This window comes from Pseudomonas poae (genome assembly GCA_028869255.1).
Taxonomy (GTDB): domain Bacteria; phylum Pseudomonadota; class Gammaproteobacteria; order Pseudomonadales; family Pseudomonadaceae; genus Aquipseudomonas; species Aquipseudomonas poae_C.
Genome location: CP110972.1, coordinates 164,214 through 191,109 on the forward strand (window position 1 = coordinate 164,214; position 26,896 = coordinate 191,109).

The following is a 26,896-nucleotide window of genomic DNA, read 5'->3' on the forward strand; positions in this document are numbered from 1 at the left end:
GGTGAATGCATTCCAAATGTGGGAGCGGGCTTGCCCGTGATGAGGCCCCTCCAGAAAGCACATTTTCAAAGCCTAACAAAAAGGCCCCTGAGTTCTCACCCAGGGGCCTTTTGCATTTCAGCGGTAAGTGTTTACGCCGCCTTCGCTTCCTGCTGGCTCAACGAGCGGTTCAGCGCACTGAACAGCGCCTTGAAGCTGGCCGTGGTGATGTTTTCATCAATGCCTACGCCATGCACCGGACGCTCGCCATTCACGCGCAGCTCAATGTAGGCCGCCGCCTTGGCGTTGGTGCCCGCACCGATTGCGTGTTCGTTGTAGTCCATGATCTCTACGCCAATCGGCAGGCCGGCCACCAGTGCTTCCAGGGCGCCGTTGCCTTTGCCTTTCCAGTGCAGGTTGGTTTCGCCCTGGCCCTTGCCCGAGACTTCAACCTCGACAAAGCTGTTGCCGTTTTCTTCCTGCAGGCGATGGCTGACCAGCGCGTACGGGGTGTTGGCTTGCAGGTATTCACGCTGCAGCAAGGCGTAGATCTGCGGGGCGGTCATTTCCAGGCCCACGCGGTCGGTTTCGGCCTGTACCACCTGGCTGAATTCGATCTGCATGCGACGCGGCAAGCTGATGTCGTATTCCTGCTCCAGCAGGTAGGCGATGCCGCCTTTGCCCGACTGGCTGTTCACGCGAATCACTGCTTCGTAGCTGCGGCCAATGTCGGCCGGGTCGATCGGCAAGTACGGCACTTCCCACAACGCATCGGCTTTCTGCTGGGTAAAGCCCTTGCGGATGGCGTCCTGGTGGGAGCCGGAGAATGCGGTGTGCACTAGGTCGCCAACGTACGGGTGACGTGGGTGCACCTGGATCTGGTTGCATTCCTCGACGACTTTGCGCACGCCGTCGATGTCGGAGAAGTCCAACTGCGGGTCGAGGCCCTGGGTGTACATGTTCAGTGCCACGGTGACCAGGTCGACGTTACCGGTACGCTCGCCGTTACCGAACAGGCAGCCTTCGACGCGGTCGGCGCCGGCCATCAGGCCCAGCTCGGTGGCGGCCACGCCGGTGCCACGGTCGTTGTGGGTGTGCAGGCTGATGATCACGCTGTCACGACGGTTGATGTGGCGACCGAACCACTCGATCTGGTCGGCATAGATGTTCGGCGTGGCGCACTCCACAGTGGCCGGCAGGTTGAGGATCATCTTGTGTTCAGGCGTCGGGTTCCACACCTCGATCACCGCGTCACACACTTCCTTGGCGAACTCCAGCTCAGTGGCGCTGAAGGTCTCCGGGGAGTATTCGAAGGTCCACTGGGTTTCCGGCTGCTGGGCGGCGTATTTGACGAACAGCTTGGCGGCGTTGACCGCGATGGCCTTGATGCCTTCCTTGTCCTGGTTGAACACGATGCGGCGGAACGACGGCGAGGTGGCGTTGTACAAGTGCACGATGGCCTTTTTGGCGCCGCGCAGCGATTCGAAGGTGCGTGCGATCAAGTCTTCACGGCCCTGGGTCAGCACCTGGATGGTGGTGTCCTCGGGGATGTGGTTGTCTTCGATAAGGGTGCGCACAAAGTCGAAGTCGGTTTGCGAAGCGGCCGGGAACGAGGCTTCGATTTCTTTCACACCAACAGCAACCAGGGTCTTCCAGAAGCGCAGCTTTTTCACCGCGTCCATCGGTTCGATCAGCGACTGGTTGCCATCACGCAGGTCGGAGCTGCACCAGATCGGCGCCTCGGTGATGGTCTTCGACGGCCAGGTGCGGTCCGGGATGTCGATAGTCGGGAACGCGCGGTACTTCGAAGACGGGTCTTTGAGCATGCTCATCGGGAAATCCTTTGTTGTAGGGGCCGAAAAAGGCGGCCTGCCGTGTAACTATTTTTGGGAATGAAGCTTTGGACGAGGCAGATCGATTCAGCCTGGCAGTCGTGCGCTGACGAGGCACAGGCTGCGGTGCTGGCGGAGCTGAATGAGGGTGTGAGAGGTTTTCATAAGCTCAACCCTAACCGCCGGGGTGAAAGATGGCAAGCAGTCGAGGAAAATTGAGATAAGTTCTTCTCTTTGTGTAGGAAACGAGATTTTATGGTGGTTAATCGGCTGGGCGCTGGTTTTAATTGCGCGACCTTTATTGGGCGCGCAATTACGACATTCAGGGTTGGAATGCGCCGATAAAGATCGCCGGGTCGACCCGCGCATCGTTCAGGCTGATATTCCAGTGCATATGCGGCCCGGTCGCTCGGCCCGTCGAACCGACCTTGCCCACCACTGCGCCGCGAGTCAGTTGGTCGCCGACTTTTACGTCGATCTTCGACATATGGCAGAACATGCTGATAAAGCCCTGGCCATGGTCGACGAACACCGTGTTGCCGTTGAAGAAGTAGTTGCCGGTGAGGATGACTTTACCGTTCGCCGGGGTTTTGATCGGGGTGCCTGCCGGTACGGCGAAGTCCAGACCGGAGTGGGGGTTGCGCTCTTCGCCGTTGAAAAAGCGGCGCACGCCGAACTTGCTCGACAGTGGCCCGTTCACCGGTTTATCCAGCACCAGGTTGCTCGGCAGGTTCGGGCTGAAGCTGCGGTAAGCCTTGATCTGTACCGCCAGCTCCGCCTCGATGCGCTTGAGTTGCGCCGGGTCGGGGTTGACCTGGCTTTTGTTTTTCAGGGTGATGCGCTGCTCCGGGTACTTTTTGTAGCCGACGATAAACGGCAGGTTGCGCCCACCGCTGCTGACCCGCTCATTGCCCGGCTTGACGGTCAATGGGATGCCGACAATGGCCAGCCAGTTGTCCTGCTCCTTCACCACCAGAACCGGTTTGCCCTGATAGGTAGCCTTCGGCGCGGCGGCCGAAGGGCCCAGCTCGACCACGGCCACGCCACCAGGCACCGGTTTGTTCAGGGTGCGGGTGATGTAGCTGTCGGCGTGGGCGTTGAAAGCGAGGCACAGCAGCATCAACACACTAAAGAAACGTGGCATCAATCAATCCAATAACGAAAGGGTAACGGGCGTCAGGTGGTTGTCTTCCACCCGCACTTGCAATTGGCCTTCACCGAGGCGTGCAGTCAGGCGCTGGCCGGTGTGGGTTTGCGCAGCATTGCGAATGGCTTGGCCGCGCTCGTCCAGCAGGATGCTGTAGCCACGGCCCAGGGTTGCCAGCGGGCTCACCACCTGCAACGTCTGCACCTGGCTTTGCAGCTGCAAGCGACGCGCCTTGAGGCCCTCGCGCATGGCGCGGGGCAGGCGTTCGGCGAGGCTGTCCAGGCGTTGGCGCAGCAGGGCCAACTGCCGGCCAGGGTGTTGGCCGGCGAGCCGGGTTTCGAGGCGGATCAAACGCTCTCGCCGGGTATTGAGGCTGCGCTCGAAGGCGCGGCGCAGGCGCATATCCAGGTCATCCAGGCGCTGCGCCTGTTGGCGCAAGCGTTCGCCAGGGTGGCGCAGGCGGCGGGCCATGCCTTCCAGGCGCAGGCGGTCGTGGCTCAGCCGGTTGCGCATCAGCATCACCAGGCGGCGGTGCAGGTTTTCTACTTGGCGGGTCAGGTGGCTGGAGTCCGGCGCGAGCAACTCGGCGGCAGCGGACGGGGTAGGGGCGCGCACGTCGGCGACAAAGTCGCTGATCGACACATCGGTCTCATGGCCGACGGCGCTGACGATTGGCGTTACGCAGGCATCCACGGCGCGGGCCACCGCCTCTTCGTTGAAGCACCAGAGGTCTTCCAGCGAGCCGCCGCCACGCGCCAGGATCAGCGCATCAAAGCCACGGGCATCCGCGAGTTTAAGCGCTCGCACAATCTGCGGGATCGCTTCGCGGCCTTGCACGGCGGTGGGGATCAACGTCAATTGCACCTGCGGCGCACGGCGGCGGAACACGCTGATGATGTCGCGGATCACCGCACCGGTGGGCGAGCTGATAATGCCGATCTTCTGCGGATGCGCCGGCAGCGGCACCTTGCGTTCGGCACTGAACAGGCCCTCGGCGCTGAGCTTTTCCTTCAAGGCATCAAAGGCCAGGCGCAGCGCGCCATCACCGGCAGGCTCCACGGTATCGAGGATCAGTTGATAGTCGCCACGGCCCTCGAACAGCGAGACCTTGCCGCGCACCTTCACCGCCAGACCATCCTTCAGGGCCTGGCGCACCCTCGCGGCATTGTTGCGAAACAGTGCGCAACGCACCTGCGCGCCGCTGTCCTTGAGGGTGAAATACACATGGCCGGAGGCCGGGCGGGCGAGGTTGGAGATCTCGCCTTCGACCCAGATATTGGTGAACACGTCTTCCAGCAACACCCGCGCACGGCTGTTGAGCTGGCTGACAGTCAGGACTTCGCGGTCCAGGCCCAGACGGGCAAAAGGATCTTTAATCATGGGCGGCAGTTTATAGGCATTCGTGCAGCGTTTGGCAGAATTGCTCAACCAGCGCGCTCGGCGTCTGCGCACAGGCCAGGGCCACGGTGCTGAGGCAGTCCGGGTCGGCCAGGGGCAAAAAGTGCAGAGTGGCGGGGGCGATGTCCTGCATGGATTTTGGTAACAAGGCAATACCGAAGCCGGCCTGGATCAGTTGCAGTTGGGTAGTCTTGCGCGACATGACCCGCGCCGCCTTGGGGAAAAATCCTGCGCGCATGCACAACTCGGCTGACAGATAACTCAGGCCGCCGCGCTGGGGATGCGGGATTGAAATAAACGCTTCGTCCTTGAGCTGCGCCAACTCGACCGGGGTGTTGCTGCGCGCCAAGGCGTGGTTCGGCGGCACCGCCAGCAGTAATTGCTCGCTGTATAAAGGCATCACGCGCACGCCTTCGCGTTGGCGCAATACTGGCAAACGCAACAGCCCGACTTCCAGGCGGCCGTCGGCAATCTCCTCAAGCTGCACCTCGGAGGACAGTTTGACGATATCCATCGACACCCCCTGGCAGCGCTCCAGCCAGGTACTGATGCCGCGCAGCAGTGGCCCGCTCATCGGCACGGTGCTCGAATGGCTCAGGCGCAGGGTGCCGAGCTGGCCATTGCCCACCTGCGTGGTCATTTCACTGGTCTTGAGCAATTCGTTCAGCAGGTTGCGCGCCCGTGGGTAAAACGCCTCGCCGGCTGCCGTCAGGCGCGGTTGGCGCGCCGTGCGCTCGAACAGCGGGGTTTGCAACTGGGTTTCCAGCGCCTTGATCTGGCGGCTCAACGCCGATTGCGCGACAAATAAACGTTCGGCGGCAGCGCTGAAGCTGCCACTGTCGACGATTTCAACGAAGTAGCGCAGTTGGCGAGTGGAGATCACACGTCATGCCTTTTCGAGATAGGTTGGGGGGTTTGAAGATATTAGTCGCAACCCTCGCGCATGGCTAAAGTAATGGCCATCTCTTTCAAGGAATAACCCATGAGCCCGGTTGAGCTGATGAGCCAATGGTCGTTTGGCGGTGTGGATTGGCTGGTAATCGGCCTGGGCGTGGTGGTGGCTTACATCGTGTTCGGCATCGCCGGGTTCGGCACGGCACTGGTGGCGGGGCCGATCCTGCTCCTGTTTATGCCCTTGTCGAAAATTATCCCGCTGCTGGTGCTGCTGGATTTTGTTGCGGCCTTTGGCAATCTGCTGCAATCGCGACGTGACGTTAACAAGCCGGAACTGTTGCGACTGCTGCCGTGCATGGCGATTGGCTGCACGCTCGGCGTGGTGTTTTTGCTCAACCTGCATTCGGACCTGTTGCTGCTATTGATGGGGCTGTTTATCAGCGCCTATGCGATTTACAGCCTGGCGGTGAAAGCCCGGCCGACACAGTTGGCGGCGGGTTGGTCGATCCCCATGGGCACGGTCGGCGGGTTATTCGGTGCATTGTTCGGCAGTGGTGGCTTTTTATACGCGATCTATCTGAACAGCCGACTGCCCAAGGATGCGGCGCGTGCTACCCAGAGTGCGTTGATCAGTTGCAGCACGGTGGTGCGCCTGAGCCTGTTCCTGATCGCCGGGGTGTATGCAGATTGGCCGCTGCTGTTGCTGGCGCTGTGCTTGTTACCGGCGATGGCCCTGGGCCTATGGTGCGGGCGCAGGCTGACGATGCGCATGTCCCGCGAGGCTTTTGTGCGATTGGTGACGTGGCTGGTGCTGGCCAGCGGTATTGCGTTGATTGGGCGGTACTTGAGCACTTGACCTGTGTGGGGCAGGGATTAAGCTGCCAGCCTTCAGTGCCCCATCGCGGGCAAGCCCGGCTCCCACAGTTGATCGCATTCCGGTGTGGGAGCCGGGCTTGCCCGCGATGGCGTCAGTAGCCACACCGCAGGACTCCCATGAATTCCCAAAGCATCCTTGTCCCGAAAATCTCCACCTTGCCCGTCCACGAACCCCGCGCCCGGGCGATCGTGCGCTGGCTGGTGCGCAAGAACATCATCAAGGAAGAATTGACCACCTGTGGCCGCACCGGCAACCGCATGGCCTACGCCCTGGCCGATGGCGCCCGCGCCGTGGTGCTGCACCCCGAAGCGCTGCCGTTCAACGAGCCGATCAACGGCTTGGAAATCATCTACAAGCGCTGCATCTATACCCCGGCCAAGGGCTTTCTCGAAGAGGCCGGCTGCCCGGAGTGCCTGAAGGAAGTCGGCGAAGCACTGTTCGAAAGCCTGGAAGACTGGATGCCCGGCCACACTGACAACTTCACCTGCCCGCTGTGTGGGCATGAAGATGACATCAACGGGTTTCTGTTCCTGCAGGAATGCGGCTTTTCCAACCTGGGATTCATCTTCAACAACTGGGCGGAGGCGGGGTTCAAGCAGAGCTTTATCGACGAATTTGCCGATTGGTTGGACCAGAAGATGAGCTGGGTCAAGGTCGAGCTGTAGCCCTTCTATCACTATTCCCAAATATGTCAGAGTTTTACATTGAGCCAGCGGGGGTGTCTGAGTATAATGGCGCGCTTCCATTTTCCCGCTCGGGAGCCCCCGCGATGCTGCGTATCAGCCAAGAAGCTCTGACATTCGACGACATTCTCCTAGTGCCCGGTTATTCCGAGGTGCTTCCTAACGAAGTCAGTCTCAAGACCCGCCTAACCCGTGGCATCGAGCTGAATATTCCCCTGGTTTCCGCTGCCATGGACACCGTCACCGAAGCCCGTTTGGCAATTGCCATGGCTCAGGAAGGCGGCATCGGCATCATCCACAAGAACATGACTATCGAGCAGCAAGCTGCCGAAGTGCGCAAGGTCAAGCGTTACGAAGCCGGTGTGGTGAAAGATCCAATCACCATCGAAGCCGACGCCACCGTGCGTGACCTGTTCGACCTGACCCGCCTGCACAATATCTCCGGCGTTCCGGTACTGCACGATGGCGACCTGGTCGGCATCGTCACTTCCCGTGACGTGCGTTTCGAGAACCGTCTTGAAGTGACCGTCCGTGAAGTGATGACGCCTAAAGAGCGCCTCGTTACTGTCAAGGAAGGCGCCGACAAGAACGATGTGCGCGAACTGCTGCACAAGCACCGCATCGAGCGCGTGCTGATCGTCGACGACAAATTCGCCCTCAAAGGCATGATGACCGTCAACGACATCGAAAAAGCCAAGGCTTACCCGCTGGCCAGCAAGGATGACCAAGGTCGTCTACGCGTTGGCGCGGCGGTCGGCACCGGTAAAGATACCGGCGACCGTGTTTCGGCTCTGGTCGCGGCCGGTGTTGACGTGGTGGTGGTCGACACCGCCCACGGTCACTCCAAAGGCGTGATCGACCGCGTTCGTTGGGTCAAACAGAATTTCCCTGAAGTGCAAGTGATCGGCGGCAACATCGCCACCGGCGCAGCCGCCAAGGCCCTGGCCGAAGCCGGCGCCGATGCGGTCAAGGTCGGTATCGGCCCTGGCTCTATCTGCACCACGCGTATCGTCGCCGGTGTGGGCGTGCCGCAAATCAGCGCCATCGCCAACGTCGCCGCTGCCCTTGAAGGCACCGGCGTACCGTTGATCGCCGACGGCGGCATCCGTTTCTCCGGTGACCTGTCCAAGGCCATCGTGGCCGGTGCTTCCTGCGTGATGATGGGCTCGATGTTCGCCGGTACCGAAGAAGCGCCGGGCGAGATCGAACTGTTCCAGGGCCGTTCGTACAAGGCTTACCGTGGCATGGGTTCGCTGGGCGCCATGTCCCAGGCGCAAGGCTCTTCCGACCGTTACTTCCAGGACTCCTCGGCAGGCGCCGAGAAGCTCGTCCCGGAAGGTATCGAAGGCCGTGTGCCGTACAAAGGCACCCTGAGCGCGATCATCCATCAACTGATGGGCGGCCTGCGTTCCTCGATGGGCTACACCGGCAGCGCCGACATCGAAGAAATGCGCACCAAGCCTGAGTTCGTGCGGATCACCGGTGCCGGTATGGCCGAATCCCATGTCCACGACGTGCAGATCACCAAGGAAGCGCCAAACTACCGCGTAGGTTGAGGCTTCCAGCAAAATGTTAAGTAACCGGGGCTGTTCTTCAGCCCCGAGTTGTTTCTGATTCATTAGACGAGACTGACTTCATGGCCCTCGACATTCACGCCCACCGCATCCTGATCCTCGACTTCGGTTCCCAGTACACCCAGCTGATCGCCCGCCGCGTGCGTGAAATCGGCGTGTACTGCGAACTGCACCCGTTCGACATGGATGACGAAGCGATCCGCGAATTCGCACCTAAAGGCGTCATCCTCGCCGGTGGCCCCGAGTCCGTGCACGAAGCCAACAGCCCGCGTTGCCCGCAAGCCGTGTTCGACCTGGGCGTGCCCGTCTTCGGTATCTGCTACGGGATGCAGACCATGGCCGAGCAACTGGGCGGCAAGGTTGAAGGTTCCGAACTGCGTGAATTCGGTTATGCCCGTGTGGATGTGGTCGGCAAGAGTCGCCTGCTGGACGGCATCGAAGACCACATCGACGCCGACGGCCTGTTCGGCCTCGACGTGTGGATGAGCCACGGTGACAAGGTCACCAAGATGCCGGAAGACTTCCACATCCTGGCCAGCACCCCGAGCTGCCCGATCGCCGGCATGTTCAGCGACGAGCGCCGTTACTACGGCGTGCAGTTCCACCCGGAAGTGACCCACACCAAGCAAGGCGGCCGCATCCTGTCGCGCTTCATCCTCGACATCTGCGAGTGTGAAGCCCTGTGGACCCCGTCGAAAATCGCGGAAGACGCCATCGCCCAGGTTCGCGCCCAGGTCGGCACCGACAACGTGCTGCTCGGCCTGTCCGGCGGCGTTGACTCCTCCGTGGTTGCCGCGCTGCTGCACAAAGCCATCGGCGACCAACTGACCTGTGTGTTCGTCGACAACGGCCTGCTGCGCCTGCACGAAGGCGAGCAAGTGATGGCCATGTTCGCCGAGAACATGGGCGTCAAGGTGATCCGCGCCAACGCCGAAGAGCAGTTCCTGAACAACCTGGCTGGCGAGTCCGACCCGGAGAAGAAGCGCAAGATCATCGGCCGTACCTTCATCGACGTCTTTGATGCCCAGTCCAACAAACTGGACAACATCAAGTACCTCGCCCAAGGCACCATCTACCCCGACGTGATCGAGTCGGCCGGCGCCAAGAGCGGCAAGGCCCACGTGATCAAGTCCCACCACAACGTGGGTGGCCTGCCTGAGGAAATGAACCTCAAGCTGGTAGAACCGCTGCGCGAACTGTTCAAGGACGAAGTCCGTCGCCTGGGCCTGGAACTCGGCCTGCCGTACGACATGGTCTACCGCCACCCATTCCCGGGCCCGGGCCTGGGCGTGCGGATCCTCGGTGAAGTGAAGAAGGAATACGCCGACCTGCTGCGTCGCGCCGACCACATCTTCATCGAAGAACTGCGCAAGGCCGACTGGTACCACAAGGTCAGTCAGGCCTTCGTGGTGTTCCAGCCAGTCAAATCTGTAGGCGTTGTAGGCGATGGCCGTCGTTACGCGTGGGTTGTGGCCCTGCGTGCGGTAGAAACCATCGACTTCATGACCGCCCGTTGGGCACACCTGCCGTACGAACTGCTGGAAACCGTCAGCGGCCGTATCATCAATGAGATCGAAGGCATTTCACGCGTTACTTATGACGTGTCGAGCAAGCCGCCGGCGACGATTGAGTGGGAATGATCCCGCAGCGCTGCATGAAAAAACCGGCTTAGGCCGGTTTTTTCATGCCCACGCTACTACCTGAAACAACAAAACCCGCACTGGCGGGTTTTGTTGTTTCAGGCGAACACGTTGATCAGAAGTCGTAACGCACGTTCGCCGTGAAGGTGTCGGCGTCGAAACCGCTGCTGGTCAGGTAGTTGTACGTCCCTCCCACGCTCCAGGCGCCCACGCGGTAGTTGGCGCCCAGCCCCAGCTCGTAGCTGTCACGCGCAGGCGTCGCGCCTGTGGTGGTGAACGGGGTGCCGCCGAGCACGAAGGTGGAGGTGGTGTCGGCCTTGTCGCCGATGAAGTCGTGCCAGGCCATCAGCTTGGCTTCCGGTTCAAAGCTGCCCACACCTACGTCAAACGCGGCCGCCAGGCGAGCGCCCAGGCCCATTTCGCCGATTTCGTAACGCTGGCTGCCGACGCTGAGGGCGGCTGAGCTGCCTTTTTCACGGTACGAATCAATCGATACGTTGGCGTAGCGCGCACCGACCTGTGGTTCCAGCAGCCACTGCTTGTCGAGCTGGAAGGTGTAGCCTGCCAGTGCGTTGACGCCGAAGATCTCACTGTCGTAGTTGGCCTTGGCGCGGGTGCCGGCGATGTAGCGTTTGGATTCGTTATCGTTCCAGCCATACATCAGCGAGGTGTCGACAAAGAAGTTGTCATGGGTCCAGTTGCCGTACAGGGTCAGTGCATGGCCGCTGACGTCGGTTTTGCTGCCCAGGTCGGATTTGACGTCGCTGGTCAGGTAGCTATAGGCCAGGCCCACCGTGGTATCGGTGTTGAGCTTGCCGTCGGCACCCACGGCGATGCCGTTGGTGTTGGCGTCGTAGCCGTCGATACCGTGGCGGCTGTCCTGGTTGGCATCGCTGGACAGTGCTTGCAGCCATACGCCTTGTTCTGCCAGGACGTCACCGGAGGACAGACCGCTACGCGCTTTGCTGGCGCGGCGGTTGATGGCACTTGCGACCAGGTTCTGGCTGTTGGTGGCGGCGTTGATTGCCCCACGGCTGACGTCCGGGGTCAGGGTTTCGGCAAGTTTGGCCAGGTCTTCATTGGTGGCGGCGTTGGCGAAACGCTGGAATACCGGGTCGCTTTCATCCATCTGGCCCAGGGCCGTGTTCTTGAACGGCGTGATGGCGTTCACCGCGTTACGCGAACCACGGGCACCCAGCAGGTTTTCCGCGACTGACTCATCACTGCGGGTGGCAACCAGTGCTTTCACGTCCTGGCCTTCAATGCCGAAGTTGCGCACCTCAAGCAGCGCCGAGGAGGAAACCACGGACAGGTTCTGCGGCTCTTCCCAAGTGCCAGAGTTGATGAGGGTGTAGCGGGTGCCCTGGGCCGACGTGCGGAAGTCGTCGGAGCGGGCCTGCAGTTCGATCTGGCTGCCTGGAGAGAAGAAGGTATTGCCGGTGACTTTCAGGATCGGCGTGTTGGGCTGTGTGTTGTTATCCAGCAGCAGGCGCAGGCGAGCAGTATCGCTGTCCATGTCGAGGTCGCCCACAATCGTCGTCTGCGGGCGAAGCAGCGTCAGGCGGCCACCGTCGATATCGACGAAACCGGCGCGGATGGTCGAGCCATCGAACAGCGCGTCCCCTTGCACCAGCACACCGCTCAGGCCCAGCAGGTCACCCTTTACTTGCCCACCTTGCCAGTAGAAATACGACGGGGAGGTATTGTCGTCCGCCAGAATGGCTGCGGTGCCGCCTTCGATCAGGCCACCTGTCTGCCTGATAGAGAAGATCTTGAAGCCGTCTGAGGGGTCGAGACCACGAAAGCGGATACCGACCCCGTCAGCGGAGATAGTCCCGCTGTTGTTGACATCACTCTGGAAGGGAGCGCCTGTCATCTGACCCGTAAAGCTTGCCTTCTCGATGTCGATACCCAAAGAGTCGATGCCACGCGCGGTGATAGTGCCCGAGTTATTGATGCGCGCCTGGGTCGAGGTGATCAGCATGCCTTCGGCATTTGCGCCAGTCACAGTGATGTTGCCGTTGTTGTTCACTTCACCAGCGATCTTTGCCAGATACAGGTCCAGCCCGATGACGGAGTTGCCGCTCATCGTAATGTCGCCATTATTTACCAAGTCGCCACCGACGTTGGAATTGAGGGTCATGGCGATGCCGGACGGGAAGTCGGTGGGGTTCGCAGCCGTCAGGTTGATTTTGCCCTGGTTGACCAGATTACCCGCCAGCGTCACATTCATCAGATCTACACCTGCGTTTTGCGACGTCCCGGTGAAAGTGGCGTTATTGAAAACATCACCGGAGCTGCTGTATGCCCCTGTGCTCAGGTCGTGGTTCAAGTCGAGTGCGGGTGCGGCATGGGCCGTGGCAGTGGTAGCTGCGACGGACAGCGCCAACAACGAGCGGCGCAGGTGGGAAATGTTCAAGGCAGTATCCTTACAGGGCAGAAACTGACAGGGAACAACCCGCGCGTCAGCGCCTGTTTTAGGCATCCCTGCCAGCTTGTCAGTGAGTGCTGATTCAAGCGGGCTCAAATTTACACGATGCCTGTAGGACAATTCATCATTAAAAGAATTAATGACGAAAAAAAAGCTAAAAAATGCGACGCCACAGTTGTTTTTTGAGGATTTTCGGGATTATTCAGCAATAAATGGAACTTTGGCGCCGCTGTTGTGGTCTCGCTCGGGCCAGGCCCCCGCCCTGAATCTCAGGATTCTAATGGGCCAATGGAGTATCAGCCCATCGGCTCCATGTGGCTTCCCACCCCTTATCATGGCTTACCCCGGGTACATGGATGCACTGGGAGAGGGGCGAGCCAAGCGCCTGCTGGTAACTATCCGCCAAACTACCTGGAACAATCAGGTCCGCTTCTGCGATGAGATGACGCTGGGGTAATAAGGCCAATCGATTACGATAGTCCAGCGGCTCCAGCGAACCGTCGAGGGGCGACAGCCCTTTCATCATCGCCCACAGACGCGGACTAAGATTGCCGGCAAGGGTTTGCACTTGGGTAACATCATTGCGCTGCGCCGCTAACAATAATGCGAGAGCGGCGCCACCTGAATACCCCACTAGTTCGAACTCCTCATTGCCATATCGCTGTTTTAATTGATCCAGCGCCTGGCTGAGGCGGGTGACCACTTCCTGAGAAAATCGTCGATTGGTCCAGAGTGCTGATTGACAGGCAGCGGCCATGACGAACTGGCAGGGGCGTGCCAGGTACGCATTCGGTGTCGGATCACCGACCGCCAGCCGTGGCACTAACAGAGTGTGCGGGCTCGGATCCAGGCTGGGTTGAGTGGCCGTCGCCCAGGAATGGCCATCGCCTTCCAGGTAGACACGCAGGCGCGTCATCTTTTGTGCAGTTTGCGGCGCAAGCAACAGCAGGGGGAAGGCGTGTCCCGGCAGGACCTCCAATTGTCGGCCGTGCTCATCAGCCAGGAGTTGCAGGGCCTCGCGCGGCGATTGGCAGGCCATGAGAAGCGCGCTGACCATGACCAGCCAGGTTTTATAGAAGCCGGCCAATCTCCGACGACAGGGAAAGCATCTACTCATCATGGGTCTCAGCACATTTTGGCCACGCAGGCATCGGCATTGGCGGTGTAGTACCCGGTTAAGTCAGGGCGCCAGTGGCAGGTGGTGGCCACCCGGTGGAGGGCCACAAAACCATTATGATAATGGACTGGGATTGATCCCGCCCAAACCCTGGAGGCCGGGTGAATGCACATTCACCCGGCCTTTTGCGTTTCAGGGTACGGCTTGCAGCGGTTTGGACCAGTTGGCCAGGGTCATCTTCCTGGCGTTGAGGGCGCCCATCAGGTCCAGCAAGGTGTTGAAGGGGTGACGGTCGATCCCCGGCCAGGTCGGGGCCTGGATGAAGAAACGGTTCTGGCTGTCGATCTGGATGGGCGTGTAGACAAGGCCCTGGGCGCGGCTGCGGTGAATCAGCCTGAGCTCGCCGCTGGTGTTGCTGAGGGTGTAAAAACCGGGCGCAGGAAATTGCTCGCCATAGGCTCTCTGACCGGCACTCAGCCAAGGTGTTTCCAGCTGCAGGCGTATATCGCTGTAGGCCGTGACCGGGCCCAACTGCGTGGTCATGTTGTGCTCATTGTCGACGAACTGGCCAATCACCGGCTCTGGCGCTTCGGCCCCCGGGTCGATCATGAAGCCTGAGCCCTGGCCTTGCGGCACGTCTTCGATACGCAGGCTGATTGCGCCCTCCAGTTCGCTGATGCCGGGCAACGCTCGGTAGGTGTTGGTCATCATCGGGTTCACCAGCGCCACCCAGCGTTCGCGGCTGCCGGCAGGCACATAGCGCTGGATCTGCTGCTGGGTCAGGTAGTTGTCGACCCAGCGGCGGCTGTAGCTGTCGTTGGGCAATTCGCCGAGGGCCGGGTTGCTGGCCATGCAGTCCAAGGCCTGCACGCGGATCTGGTTGGCCTGGGCCGCACGGGTCATTTCCAGCAGGTTGTAACGCCGTGACGGATCGTTGGCCTGGGCCCGGTCCACTTCCTCCAGGGACTGGCGCAGGTCGGAAGACATGTTCCCGCTGCGATGAAAGGCATTCAGGTCGGCCTGATGGCTTTCGGTGACCAGGCCTTTGACGAACAGTGTCCTGACCTGGGCCCTGTTCAATGCAGGCATGTGCTCAATCAGAAATTGTTTGCTGCCGATGCCTCCCGAGCGCTCGCCCACCACCAGGCCGGGTATCTGCTCCAACTCAAGCGCCTGCTCGATGAAGGCGTCACCACTCAGGCCGGTGGCAAGTGTCGGCAAGCGCGGGCGGGGCGGCAGTGTCCGGGGGCTTTGAAGAAGGCGACGGCGTCATCCAGCAAGCGTTGCCGACTCTGATTGATCAGGCGCTGCCCGCTGCTGACGGCGTGCGCTCGGCCGTCGGCGTCCCTGACGAACTGGATGTGGGTTTCCTCGAAGGCTTCGGTGGGTACGTCGTAGGCGCTGAAGGGCTGAGGCCCCGACGCTGAGGACGGCCCGGGCACGGCGCCACCTGTACCGCCCTTGAGGCCTCCTGCGGCAATCGCCTCCCACTCGCCGCCGCTGTTGAGGCGCACCGGGATGGAGCGGTTGAACGCGTTGGGGTTGACCGGATCGACAATCGCCCAGTGGCCAGGCCCGTTGATGTCTTGCTCCCAGCGAATGTAGTAAGCATGCTCGCCCATCAGGATGGCGTGAGAGGGCAAGTCGCCCGAGGCCTGGAGGCTATAGGTGTTGAAAAGCCGGCCGGGTTGCCGGTTCAGGGTTTGCCCTTCCAGGAGCAGGTTGGCGGCATAGGTGGTTGGCACCTGGCGCGCTGCAGCGGCAGAGGTTGAGGCCACCGGGGAGGCAAGACGGTTGGTTTGCAGAACTTCAGTCATGTTCCGTGCGCTAAGCGCCTGGTTCAGTTCTTCGACGGTGTTGAAGCGCCGGCCATGGAGCGTGGTCCATTCGGGACGTTCGACAAAATAGCCGGCGCCGTCGCGTTTCAGTGGGGTGATCTTGATCAAGTCGTTACGGTCGCGGCTGACGATCAGCATGCCTCCCGGTTCGGCATGGCGCATATACATGCCGGGCAAGGGAAGGCGCTGTTCCAGCTGATTGGCAACGCGCACATCAGCGGGCATCTCCAATTGCAGGCGCAGATCGTTCTTGACCGAAGTCGGTGCGCGCCCCATCTGTAGGGCAGTGCGCCCCGGGTCGGGCTCGATACCTCGGGCCTGGCCGAGTTCGCTGTCTTCCAGGCGCAGGCCCAGTGTGCCCTCCAGTTCGCTCAGCCCCGCAACGCCTTCGTAGGTATTGGCATGGCTGTCGCCTACCAGTGCCACCCACTTGTGAGCGCCACGTGCCGCCTGGTCGGCTTCCATCACCGTGTGGGCAAAGTAGTTCATCATTTTTTGCCGGAAGTTGGCCTGCGCGCCGAGAATCCCATTGCTGTGATAGCTCGCCAGGCAGTCGATGGCCTGCACGCGCAGGTGGTTTTCCTGGGCGCTCTTGATCACTTGCATAAAGGTGTATTGGCCGGTGGGGTCGGTCCCGTGGCCGGCGTCCAGTTGCTTGAGATAGCGCTCCAGGTTCTGCGGCATTTTGCCGGTGCGGTTGAAGAGGTCCAGGTCCGCTTGATGGAAGTCCGTCAGCACGTGTTCCAGGTACAGGGTCTTGACCTTTTCCTTGGCCAGCAATGGCATGTTTTCGATCAGGAAGCGTTTGCTGGCCACGCTCGAATGGTTTTCCCCGATGACTATTCCGGGGGCGTCCCCGAGCAGGCGTTGGAGGATCGTCTTGGGCGGTGCATCCGCGGCAAATTGCGGTATTTGCGGGCGAGAGGGGCGTGGCGGGCTATCGAAAAAACCTGCGCGTCGTCATGCAGCTTACGCCGCAATGTTTTGAAGTCTTTGTATTCCTCGCCGCCTGCGTACTCCTCATTCAGTGCCCTTGGACCGATATTGCCCTCGGCAACCTTCTGCAGCCCGGGCCTTTGTGCTGACGGCACATCGTAGGCGGTTGCCGGGGTTTCAATCTGCGGCAGCGGGCTGGGCGAGCGCCCCCACGGCTTGAACCCGAATATCGGCCGGCCGCCCTTGAGGCCAGGGCTTGCGACTGGTTCCCATTGTTTGTAGGCGTTCAGGCGCACCGGCACATTGCGGTAGAACGACCAAGGGTTCTGCGGGTCGATGATCAGCCAGCCGTTGACCTCTTTCACATAGCGCACCTGGAAGTAGCCGGCGGTGCTGCCCTGGCGCAGGTAGATGTAGGTCTTGGCGCTGAATGTCTCGATGATGCCGCTGCGTGCGCCCGTGCCTTCACGGGTACTTTCGGTGATCTCGGTGCGCAGCGATTTCAGGAAGGTGTCTTCTTCGGCAAGTGCAGGCACGCGTTCCGGGGCGATGCTGTGTAGCTGCGCTAACTCGGCGTCGTTCACGGTATTCGCGGCCAGCTGCTCGTCGGTGGCGATGGTGTCACTGGCCTGGGTTATTTCCGGCAGGCGCTCGCCGGTCTTGAGGAAGGTGGCATTGAACAGGGTATCGATGGCTGCGAGGATCGCGCCACTCACCCCGGCCTTGCGCTCGGCGCAAGTCTTGCCGTTGACCGCCTGGTCGATGTTCAGCCCGACATTGGCAATGCCCGCGCCCACCACGGCCAGCGCCACCGGCCAGCCGACCGCCGCCAGCGGGCCGAATGTGCGGCCAAAGGCATTGAGGTAACCGATCCAGAGTTTTTTTCGCAGCTCGCCGTTGGAATGCATCATGAAAACAGCGTCACTGAGCATGCGCGCGTGGATGGCATCGCGCAGGTGGGTGAACGGGTCGTCGGTCACCCAGGCGTCCTGCCCTTCGAGCAGTGAGTGGTCGTGGTTTTTCCAGGCGTTGAACAACAGGTCCAGCAGGTGGTTGAGGCCGATGTTTTCCATCTTGGGCTCGTGAAACACCTTGCTCAGCAGGTCCGGAATCGGGAAGGCGGCAAGCAGCCATTCCTGGGTGGTGGTCAGCGCGGCAGTGTCTTGCATGATGTCGTGATCGGCGACCTGGAAATGCGCCAGAAAACGCTGGCGGTGTTCGGGTTGCTCGATCTGCGACAACACCCACCAATGCAGGTCCTCTACCCGGTTCAACACATGAAAGCCGTAAAGCTCGCCGGGCACATAGAGAATTTGCCGTTGAGCCTTATCGACGATGCTGAGGATATCGCTGGCCACATAGCTGCCGATTTTCAGGCGCCTGATTCGCAGCGCCTGGGAGGGCTGGATGGGCTCATCGAGCATCTGGCGGCTTACGGGCCAACTGACGTTGCAGGCGGCAGCCTTGACCACGGTACGAAAGTTCTCGTCGGACAGGCGTCCCGCTTCGCGATCTTCGATGGCTTTGGCCAGGAAGGTGCATTTGGCCAAGGTTCGGAATGCGCTGCCCTGCCGGCTCCAGAATGCCGCCGCAGCGGTTTTGAAATGGTCGGCAAAATTGAACGCCCAGAAGGCTTTCAGCACCTGGCTGCCGTACAGCTTGACCTCGTTGGTCTGATCATAAGTACCGACTTCGGGCCCGGCCGTGTAGAAGCCGCAGTCGTTGTCGAGCATGTCGGCGTTGTCTTGATCGTGCACGGTGAAGCGGGTGATCACCAATTGCGTCAGGGTCATGGAGCCGTGGGGGTGCTCGATGTGCTCCCAACCGGTGAAGGTCTGCGGGTTGCTCTGCGAGGAATGAAAGCGGTGCCAGTAGACCTGCTCCGGCTCCAGGTCGATGGCGTGGTCCGCGAGGATTTTTTTGGCGAAGCGCGTCGCCATTTCATCCATGTCCGGGCAGGCCTCCACCAGGGCGGGCACCAGCCCTTTGAGGGCGGCAGCGTCGGCGGCGTTGGGCAGGGGGGATGCGTCTTGCATGATGTTCTTCCTTGGGTCGCGTAATGTCGCGATGACTATCCCAAGGCGGGCGGGGCGGGGCTGCCGGGCCGGCAACCCGGCGGTTGTCGGAGTCAGCGGCGGGCAATGTCCGAAAAGTAAAACTTATCCAGCGTATGCCGCGACTCGGTGTATTCGAACTGCCGGCCATCCTGCAAAAACGTCTGGTTACTCACCACGATCACGTGGCTTTGCCCCTCAAGGTCGAGGTGTGCCTGGTCGTCCTTGCTGCGGGGCAGGGCTTCGATGGTGCGCTGGGCGTAGCTGATCTGCAGTTGCAGGGTCTGTTCGATAAACGCGTAGATCGACTGCTCGGCAATCGCCTGGTCCAGGCCCGGAATCACCTCGGCGACGAAGTGGTTGATGTCGAGGATCACCCGTTTGCCGCCAATTCGCCGTACCCGTTTGATGCGCGTGATCAGAGTGCCGGGCTCGGCCTCGATGTGTTGCAGCAGGTTGCCTTCCAGCGGGAATTGGCTGAATTCGACCACTTCGGTGCGTACGTCGTCGCCTAAATCGGCGTGGGTTTCGTGGAAGCTGACGATGCCGCCCAGTTGAAATTCAATCGGGTTGGGCGACAGCACGAAGGTGCCCTTGCCGTGGATTTTTTTGCGCGAACCCTCGCTCCTGCAATTGCTCGATGGCCCGACGTACGGTGCCGCGGCTGGCCTGATAGGCGTCCATCAGTTCGGTTTCGGAGGGTAGGCGCGTACCGCGTTGCAGGCGTTCAGTGGTGATGCTGGCAAGCAGATCCGTATAGATCTGGTTGTATTTGCTCATGGGGATGGCTCTGTGCCTTTGCGTTCAGGCAGGAACCTTAGTGTCACAGGTGGGGTTTGTCCATTGGGCTTACGGAGAACGCTCCTCTGCAGGAGCCGGCTTGCAGGCCCCTGCAGGAAATAAACTTTTGCAACTCGTCTGTACGAGTTGTTGCTTTAACTCGTACAGACGAGTACGTTTGCCCTCGGCGTGCTGCCAATGACTGCCCCCCAATAAAAAAATCAAAGTGGAAAACAAGCATGAGCCACGACTATTCGACGATCGCCCGCGAGATTCTCGAGAACCTCGGGGGCAGCGACAACCTTGAGCAAGCTGCCCACTGCGTAACCCGCCTGCGCCTGGCGCTCAAGGACCCGAGCCTGGTCAACGCCAGTGCGTTGAACCAGGTGGATCTGGTCAAGGGCTCGTTCTTTACCGGCGGTTTGTTCCAGGTGGTGATCGGCCCCGGCGAAGTGGAAAAGGTTTACGCCGCCCTGCGCGAACAGACCGGCCTTGCCGCCGCCACCATCGCCGACGTGAAGAAGAAGGGCGCCGACAAGACCAACGCCATGCAGCGCCTGGTACGGGTGTTTTCCGATGTGTTTATGCCGATCCTGCCCGCGCTGATCATTGCCGGCTTGCTGATGGGCATCAACAACCTGATGGGCGCCAAGGGCATGTTCATCGAGGGCAAGACGCTGCTGGAGGCCTACCCGAACCTGGACGGCCTGTGGAGCCTGATCAACCTGATGGCCAACACCTCGTTTGTGTTCCTGCCGGCGCTGGTGGGCTGGTCGGCGGCCAAGCGCTTTGGCGGCAGTGAAATCCTCGGCATCGTGCTCGGCCTGATGCTGGTGCACCCGGACCTGCTCAACGCCTGGAACTACGGCAAGGCGGTGGCCGGGCTCGACGGCCAGAGCCTGCCGTACTTCGATATTTTCGGCTGGTTCAAGATTGAAAAAGTCGGCTACCAGGGGCAGATCCTGCCGATCCTGATGGCCGCCTACGTGATGAGCGTGATCGAGAAATGGCTGCGGGCGCGCGTACCGAATGCGATTCAGCTGTTGGTTGTGCCGATCACCACCATCGTGGTCACCGGCGTGCTGGCCCTGGCGATCATTGGCCCGGTCACCCGTCACCTCGGCATCCTGATCACCGAGGGCGTGGTCACCCTGTTTGACCTGGCGCCGATGGTCGGCGGGGCGATTTTCGGCCTGCTGTATGCGCCGCTGGTGATCACCGGCATGCACCACATGTTCCTCGCCGTGGACCTGCAACTGATCTCCACCCAGGGCGGCACGTTTATCTGGCCGATGATCGTCATGTCCAACCTGGCCCAGGGCAGCGCCGCGCTCGGCGTGTTCTACATGACCCGCAATGCGCGGGACAAAAGCATGGCCTCGACCTCGGCGATATCCGCGTATTTCGGCATCACCGAGCCGGCCATGTTCGGCGTGAACCTGCGCTTCAAGTTCCCGTTCTATGCCGCGCTGCTGGGCTCGGCGCTGGGCAGCATTTTCCTGTCGCTGAACAAGGTCACGGCCTCGGCCATCGGTGTCGGCGGCTTGCCGGCGTTTATCTCAATCCTTCCACAGTACATCCCGGTGTTCGTGATCGGGATGGTCATCGCGATTGTGGTGCCGTTTGTTCTGACCTGTGCGTTGAGCATGAAGATTGTTCGGCCGGGTTATCGGGTCGCGTGATCGGCCGCCATCGCCGGCAAGCCAGCTCCCACAGTTGATCGCATTTCAAATTGAAGGAAACCTCCATGCAAGACTGGCAACACTCGGTGATCTACCAGATCTACCCCAAAAGCTTCCACAGCCACGCGGGTAACGCCACCGGTGACCTGCTGGGCATCGTGGACAAGCTCGACTACCTCAAATGGCTGGGCGTGGATTGCCTGTGGATCACCCCGTTCCTGCGCTCGCCGCAACGCGACAACGGCTACGACATCAGCGACTACTACGCCATCGACCCCAGCTACGGGACCATGGCCGATTGCGACCTGCTGATCAGCGAAGCGGCCAAGCGCGGCATCACGCTGATGCTCGATATCGTGGTCAACCACACCTCCATCGAGCACGCGTGGTTCCAGCAGGCGCGCAGCAGCCTCGACAACCCGTACCGCGACTTCTACATCTGGCGCGACCAGCCGAACAACTGGGAATCCAAGTTCGGCGGCTCGGCCTGGGAATACGAGGCGCAAACCGGCCAGTACTTCCTGCACCTGTTCGATCACACCCAGGCCGACCTGAATTGGGACAACCCCAAGGTGCGTGCCGAGGTGTTCAAGCTGATGCGCTTCTGGCGTGACAAGGGGGTGGGCGGGTTCCGCCTGGACGTGATCAACCTGATCTCCAAGCCCGCCGATTTTCCCGAGGACAACAGCGACGGCCGGCGCTTTTATACCGACGGCCCGAACGTGCACGCATACCTGCAGGAAATGCACCGCGAAGTCTTCGAAGGCCATGACCTGATCAACGTCGGCGAGATGTCGTCCACCAGCCTGGAACACTGCATTCGTTATTCGAATCCGGCGTCGAAAGAGCTGTCGATGACCTTCAACTTTCATCACCTGAAAGTCGATTACCCGAACCTGCAAAAGTGGGTGAAGGCCGACTTCGATTTCCTGCAACTCAAGCGGATTTTTTCCGACTGGCAGCTGGGCATGCAGGCCGGTGGCGGCTGGAACGCGCTGTTCTGGTGTAACCACGACCAGCCAAGGGTGGTCTCGCGGTTTGGTAACGACGCTGAGCACCGCGTGGTCTCGGCCAAGATGCTCGCCACGGCGCTGCACTTTCTGCAGGGCACGCCGTACGTGTACCAGGGCGAAGAGCTGGGCATGACCAACCCGGGGTTCGACACAATCGATCAGTACCGTGATGTCGAGACCCTGAACATCTTCCGCCTCAAGCGCGATGCGGGTGAACCCGAGGCGTCGAGCATGGCGGCGATCATGCAGAAGTCGCGTGACAATAGCCGCACGCCGATGCAGTGGAACAGCCAGGTCAATGCCGGTTTCAGCACGGGCGAACCGTGGATCGGCATTCCGGCCAACGCAGCGCAGATCAACGTCGAGCGCCAGCTGGACGATCCGGATTCGGTGCTGCATCACTACCGTGCGCTGATCGCCATGCGTCGCCACGAGCCGCTGATCCAGAAAGGCGTTTACCGCGAGCTGCTGGCGGACCACCTCCAGGTCTGGGCCTACCTGCGCGAAGGCCAGGGTGAGCGCCTGCTGGTGCTGAACAACTTCTACGGCTGGCCCTGCGAAATCCAATTGCCCGAAGGCGTCATCAACACGGCCAACGAACAACGCCTGCTGATCAGCAACTACCCCGACTGCCCGCTGCGTACCCGCACGCTGGTGTTGCGCCCGTACGAATCGTTTGTCCTGCACCTCAAGGATTGAGACCCGCCGGGAGTGCGGGTGCGCTGCAAAAAACATAATAAAAATATCGGAGTGCTTCATGAAAACAACAATAAAGTTGGGCCTCATTGCGTCTTGTCTTAGTGCACCTTTTGCCGCTCAGGCCCTGGAATTCGCCGGTTACTTGCGCAGCGGCGCAGGCACCTCAACCGGCAGCGGCAAGCAGCAATGTTTCCAGTTACCGGGCGCGCAGACCAAATACCGCTTGGGTAACGAATGCGAACAGTACGCCGAACTTGAATTGCGCCAGGACCTGCTGACCCTCGACGACGGCTCGGTGCTCAGCGTCGATGCCATGGCCTCGCTGTACAACAAGTATGACCGCGCCCTTAAGTTCCAGGGCGAAGACCACGGCACCGCACGCATGCCGCAGATGTATGCGCAGTGGTCGAACCTGCCCAGCCTCAATGGCGGTTCGCTGTGGGCGGGGCGGCGTTACTACAAACGCAATGACATCCATATCTCCGATTTCTACTATTGGAACCAGAGCGCCACGGGCGGTGGTGTCGAAGACGTGCTGATTGGCGATCTGAAATACAGCTACGCCATCTCGCGCAAGGACAACCTGTACCAGAAGGCATACGCCACCCGTCACGATTTCAACGTCGCAGGCTTCAAGACCAACCCCGGCGGCGAGCTGGAACTGGGCTTGAGCTACATCGAAAAGGCCGGGGGGCGTGACACCAACAGTGGCTGGGCGATTACTGCGCAGCACGTGCAAAAAACCTTCCTCGGCGGCAAGAACAAGTTCGCCTTGCAGTACGGCGAAGGCCCCGGCACCGGCCTGGGCTACACCGGCAATACCTTCCTGGACAACAGCAGCAAAAGTTACCGCGCCGTGGAGTTTTTCGACTGGCAAGTGACCCCGCGTTTCGGCGGGCAGGTCGAGGCGGTGTACCAGAAAGATATCCGCCCCGGCAGTCAGGACCAGACCTGGATGTCCGTCGGCGTGCGGCCGGCCTATGCGATCAGCGAGCAGTTCAAACTGGTCACCGAACTTGGGCATGATCAAGTCGATGCCAGCGGCGGAACACGCAAGCTGAGCAAATTTACCTTTGCGCCCACCTGGTCACCCAATGGCCCGGATTTCTGGGCGCGCCCGGAAGTGCGTGTGTATTACACCTACGCAACCTGGAACGAGGCAGCCAAGCGAGCGGCGAATGAGCTGGCGGCGGGCTCGGCGTTGTCCGATACCGGCGCCTATGGCACGGCGCGGCATGGCTCGAATGTGGGTGTGCAGGTCGAATACTGGTGGAAATAGCGCGGGCTTGATGTGGGCGCCGGGCTTGCCCGCGATGCTGGCGACTCGGTGTCTCGGTAAGACCAAGGCGATGCTATCGCAGGCAAGCCAGCTCCCACATTGGATCGTCGTGCGCCCAATGATTTTTACAGAACACAACAACAGGTGAAGTCATGACCACAACTCAATCCCTGGAACTGCTGGCGCCTCTGTCCGGGGTGCTGCTGGCGCTGGATCAAGTGCCCGACCCGGTGTTTTCCAGCCGTCTGATCGGCGACGGCCTGTGCATCGATCCCACCTCGCAGACCCTCTGCGCGCCACTGGCCGGTGTGATCAGCACTATCCAGGACAGTGGGCATGCGGTCAGCATCACCGACGACAATGGCGTCCAGGTGCTGATGCACATCGGCCTGGACACCGTGAACCTGGCGGGCAAGGGCTTCAGCCGGTTGGTCGAGGAAGGCCAGCGGGTGGAGGCCGGGCAAGCACTGATTGAGTTCGATGCCGACTACGTGGCGCTCAACGCACGGAGTTTACTGACCTTGGTGCTGGTGGTCAGTGGCGAGCCGTTCACCGCGTTGGCCAATGGCGTGGTGGAGCTGGGCCAGCCGTTGTTGCGGGTGGCTCCCGGTGGTGGGGTTGACGAAGTGGCCGAAGAGGAGGGCGATGCCCTGTTCTCCAAGCCGCTGACCCTGCCCAACGCCAATGGGTTGCACGCCCGCCCGGCGGCGGTATTTGCCCAGGCGGCGAAAGGTTTTAGCGCGAGCATTTACCTGCACAAACAAACCCAGAGCGCCAACGCCAAATCGCTGGTGGCGATCATGGCGCTGCAAACCGTGCAGGGCGACACCCTGCAAGTCAGTGCGGCGGGGGAGGATGCCGACGTGGCGATCCAGACACTGGTCGCGCTGTTGGCCGAGGGCTGCGGCGAGGCGGTAGCGGCACCGGCCATGGCGGCCGAGCCTGTCGCGTCGTCGACGACAGTGCTGCGTGGCGTGTGTGCATCGCCAGGCTCGGCGTTTGGCCAGGTGGTTCAAGTGGCCGAGCCTGTGCTGACGATCACGGAGCAAGGCACCGGCGAACCTGCCGAGCGTGCCGCATTGGAACGTGGCCTGCTGGCAGCAACCGAGGCCCTGCAAGCCCTGCAAGCCAAGGCGGCCGGCAGTGCCCAGGCGCAGATTTTTCGCGCCCACCAGGAACTGCTTGAAGACCCGACGTTGCTGGAGCCCGCCCACCGCTTGCTGGCCGAAGGCAAAAGCGCCGCCTTTGCCTGGAACGCTGCCACGGTGGCTACCGCCCAACTGTTTCAAGGTTCGGGCAATGCGCTGCTCGCCGAGCGTGCGGCGGACCTGGCCGACGTCGGCCAGCGCGTGCTCAAACTGATCCTTGGCATTCAGGACAGCGCCTGGGATTTGCCCGAGCGCGCAATCCTGATCGCCGAGCAACTGACCCCGTCGCAAACCGCCGGCCTGGATAAGCACAAGGTACTCGGTTTTGTCACCGTCGGCGGCGGCGCCACCAGCCACGTCGCGATCCTCGCCCGGGCCCTGGGGTTGCCGGCGATCTGTGGCGTGCCGGGCGAGGTGCTGACGCTGGCCAACGGCAAGCAGGTATTGCTCGATGCCGACAACGGCGAGCTGCACCTGGAGCCGAACCTGGCGGAAATCGAGCTACTGGAGGAAGCACGCCAGCAGCAAGTTCTGCAACGCCGGCGTGACGTCGCGCAAGCGGCACTGCCCGCCGTCACCCGCGACGGCCATCATGTGGAGGTCACGGCCAACGTCGCCTCGTTGCAGGAGGTGGAACACGCCCTGACCCTGGGCGGCGAAGGCGTCGGCCTGCTGCGTTCGGAGTTTCTCTACCTGGACCGCAACCGCGCGCCGAGCCCTGAGGAGCAGGCGACGACCTACAGCGCCATCGCCCGTGCCCTGGGCAGCGAGCGCAATCTGGTGGTGCGCACCCTGGATGTGGGCGGCGACAAACCGCTGGCGTATGTGCCGATGGACAGCGAGAGCAACCCGTTCCTCGGTTTGCGCGGTATTCGCCTGTGCCTGGAGCGCCCGGCGCTGTTGCGTGAACAGTTTCGCGCCATCCTCGCCAGCGCCGGGTTGGCGCGGTTGCATATCATGTTGCCGATGGTCAGCCTGTTGTCGGAGCTGCACCTGGCGCGCCAGATGCTGCAGGAGGAAGCGCTGGCGCTGGGGCTCAAAACGCTGCCGAAACTGGGGATCATGATCGAGGTGCCGTCCGCCGCCTTGATGGCGGATGTCTTCGCCCCGCATGTGGATTTCTTCTCCATCGGCACCAATGACCTGACCCAATACACCTTGGCCATGGACCGCGACCACCCACGCCTGGCCAGCCAGGCCGACAGCTTGCACCCGGCGGTTCTGCGCCTGGTCGCCACCACGGTTCAGGCCGCCCACGCCCATGGCAAGTGGGTGGGCGTGTGCGGCGCGTTGGCGTCCGAAGCGCTGGCGGTGCCGGTGTTGATCGGGCTGGGGGTGGATGAGCTGTCGGTCAGCGTGCCGTTGATCCCGACCATCAAGGCCCGCGTGCGCGAGCTGGAGCTGGCCGACTGCCAGGCCCTCGCCCGCCAAGTGCTGGGCCTGGAAGAAGCCGGTCAGGTACGCGAGGCGTTACGTAACTATCAAACAGCTACCGTTGTGCTGGAGAACTGAGCATGTTGGATAAATTAAAGCAGGCCTTCTGGAAAGCCCTGACTCCGGATCTGGTTGCCGAAACGGTTGAGGCGCCGACGCCGAGTCTGTTGTCAGCCGATGTACTGAGTGCCCTGGGCGGCGCGGATAACCTCACGTCACAACAGCGTGTGGCGCTGACGCGGGTGCGCGTGCAGTTGCGGGATGCGGGGCGTTTGGATCGGCCGGCGTTGAAAGCGGCGGGCGTGCCGGGGGTGATGGTGTTGGCGGGTGGGGTGGTGCATTTGATCACCGGCCTGCAGCCGGTCTAGAGATCAAATCAGATCACTGTGGGAGCCGGGCTTGCCCGCGATGACGGTGTGTCTGGCGACCATTGTATCGACTGCCAGGCCGCTATCGCGGGC

General features: G+C 61.3%; 18 protein-coding genes and 1 pseudogene. 9 read left to right on the forward strand and 10 right to left on the reverse strand.

The genetic code is table 11. The features are described 5' to 3' along the window. Positions 1–131: 131 nt before the first annotated feature. The 4 genes from leuA to LRS56_00830 all read right to left on the reverse strand — a co-directional run bounded on the left by leuA (position 132) and on the right by LRS56_00830 (position 5,239). The gene (leuA, locus tag LRS56_00815; protein ID WDU63167.1) at positions 132–1,811 is read right to left on the reverse strand and encodes a 2-isopropylmalate synthase; all 1,680 of its coding nucleotides are present in this window, start codon (positions 1,809–1,811) and stop codon (positions 132–134) included. A 322-nt stretch (positions 1,812–2,133) separates the two neighbouring features. Further along, positions 2,134–2,955 carry a peptidoglycan DD-metalloendopeptidase family protein gene (locus LRS56_00820; protein WDU63168.1) on the reverse strand — a complete coding sequence of 274 codons (822 nt, stop codon included), beginning with the start codon at positions 2,953–2,955 and terminating at the stop codon, positions 2,134–2,136. Between the two features lie 3 nt (positions 2,956–2,958). Next, positions 2,959–4,338 (reverse strand): exodeoxyribonuclease VII large subunit, encoded by a 1,380-nt coding sequence (gene xseA, locus LRS56_00825; protein ID WDU63169.1) that lies wholly within the window; start codon positions 4,336–4,338, stop codon positions 2,959–2,961. Between the two features lie 10 nt (positions 4,339–4,348). Beyond that, a complete protein-coding gene (locus LRS56_00830; protein WDU63170.1) occupies positions 4,349–5,239 on the reverse strand; it encodes a LysR family transcriptional regulator in 891 nt (296 codons plus the stop codon). A 99-nt stretch (positions 5,240–5,338) separates the two neighbouring features. On the opposite strand from LRS56_00830, the gene LRS56_00835 reads away from it, so the two are divergent. The 4 genes from LRS56_00835 (at position 5,339) to guaA (ending at position 10,024) form a co-directional block, all read left to right on the forward strand. Then, positions 5,339–6,106, forward strand: a complete 768-nt coding sequence (locus LRS56_00835) for a sulfite exporter TauE/SafE family protein (protein ID WDU63171.1) — start codon at positions 5,339–5,341, stop codon at positions 6,104–6,106. A gap of 137 nt (positions 6,107–6,243) precedes the next feature. Beyond that, a complete protein-coding gene (locus tag LRS56_00840) occupies positions 6,244–6,792 on the forward strand; it encodes a sugar ABC transporter ATPase (GenBank protein WDU63172.1) in 549 nt (182 codons plus the stop codon). Between the two features lie 104 nt (positions 6,793–6,896). Beyond that, positions 6,897–8,366, forward strand: coding sequence for an IMP dehydrogenase (guaB, locus tag LRS56_00845; protein ID WDU63173.1), 1,470 nt, complete (start codon positions 6,897–6,899; stop codon positions 8,364–8,366). A gap of 80 nt (positions 8,367–8,446) precedes the next feature. Continuing rightward, entirely contained in the window at positions 8,447–10,024 is a 1,578-nt protein-coding gene (gene guaA, locus LRS56_00850) for a glutamine-hydrolyzing GMP synthase (protein WDU63174.1), read from the forward strand. A gap of 115 nt (positions 10,025–10,139) precedes the next feature. Here the strand turns inward: guaA and LRS56_00855 are convergent, their stop codons facing one another. The 6 genes and pseudogenes from LRS56_00855 to treR all read right to left on the reverse strand — a co-directional run bounded on the left by LRS56_00855 (position 10,140) and on the right by treR (position 19,180). Continuing rightward, positions 10,140–12,443: an autotransporter outer membrane beta-barrel domain-containing protein gene (locus LRS56_00855; protein ID WDU63175.1), complete on the reverse strand. Its 2,304-nt coding sequence runs from the start codon at positions 12,441–12,443 to the stop codon at positions 10,140–10,142. A 289-nt stretch (positions 12,444–12,732) separates the two neighbouring features. Then, entirely contained in the window at positions 12,733–13,512 is a 780-nt protein-coding gene (locus tag LRS56_00860; GenBank protein ID WDU65667.1) for an alpha/beta hydrolase, read from the reverse strand. Positions 13,513–13,764: 252 nt separating this feature from the next. Then, complete coding sequence (locus LRS56_00865; protein WDU63176.1) at positions 13,765–14,793, reverse strand: membrane-targeted effector domain-containing toxin; 1,029 nt, start codon at positions 14,791–14,793, stop codon at positions 13,765–13,767. Beyond that, complete coding sequence (locus LRS56_00870; protein ID WDU63177.1) at positions 14,769–16,226, reverse strand: membrane-targeted effector domain-containing toxin; 1,458 nt, start codon at positions 16,224–16,226, stop codon at positions 14,769–14,771. The genes LRS56_00865 and LRS56_00870 overlap by 25 nt, the downstream gene beginning before the upstream one ends. Before the next feature lie 23 nt (positions 16,227–16,249). Next, positions 16,250–18,382 (reverse strand): hypothetical protein, encoded by a 2,133-nt coding sequence (locus LRS56_00875; GenBank protein WDU63178.1) that lies wholly within the window; start codon positions 18,380–18,382, stop codon positions 16,250–16,252. Between the two features lie 92 nt (positions 18,383–18,474). After that, positions 18,475–19,180 (reverse strand): annotated as a pseudogene (treR, locus tag LRS56_00880) (trehalose operon repressor). A 239-nt stretch (positions 19,181–19,419) separates the two neighbouring features. Here treR and treP point away from each other — a divergent pair. The 5 genes from treP to LRS56_00905 all read left to right on the forward strand — a co-directional run bounded on the left by treP (position 19,420) and on the right by LRS56_00905 (position 26,803). Then, positions 19,420–20,862 carry a PTS system trehalose-specific EIIBC component gene (treP, locus tag LRS56_00885; GenBank protein WDU63179.1) on the forward strand — a complete coding sequence of 481 codons (1,443 nt, stop codon included), beginning with the start codon at positions 19,420–19,422 and terminating at the stop codon, positions 20,860–20,862. Between the two features lie 65 nt (positions 20,863–20,927). Further along, the gene (treC, locus tag LRS56_00890) at positions 20,928–22,574 is read left to right on the forward strand and encodes an alpha,alpha-phosphotrehalase (protein ID WDU63180.1); all 1,647 of its coding nucleotides are present in this window, start codon (positions 20,928–20,930) and stop codon (positions 22,572–22,574) included. 58 nt (positions 22,575–22,632) lie between these two features. Then, the gene (locus LRS56_00895; protein ID WDU63181.1) at positions 22,633–23,853 is read left to right on the forward strand and encodes a carbohydrate porin; all 1,221 of its coding nucleotides are present in this window, start codon (positions 22,633–22,635) and stop codon (positions 23,851–23,853) included. A 152-nt stretch (positions 23,854–24,005) separates the two neighbouring features. Then, positions 24,006–26,513, forward strand: a complete 2,508-nt coding sequence (ptsP, locus tag LRS56_00900; GenBank protein ID WDU63182.1) for a phosphoenolpyruvate--protein phosphotransferase — start codon at positions 24,006–24,008, stop codon at positions 26,511–26,513. A 2-nt stretch (positions 26,514–26,515) separates the two neighbouring features. Beyond that, a complete protein-coding gene (locus LRS56_00905) occupies positions 26,516–26,803 on the forward strand; it encodes a PTS transporter subunit EIIB (protein ID WDU63183.1) in 288 nt (95 codons plus the stop codon). Positions 26,804–26,896: the final 93 nt, after the last annotated feature.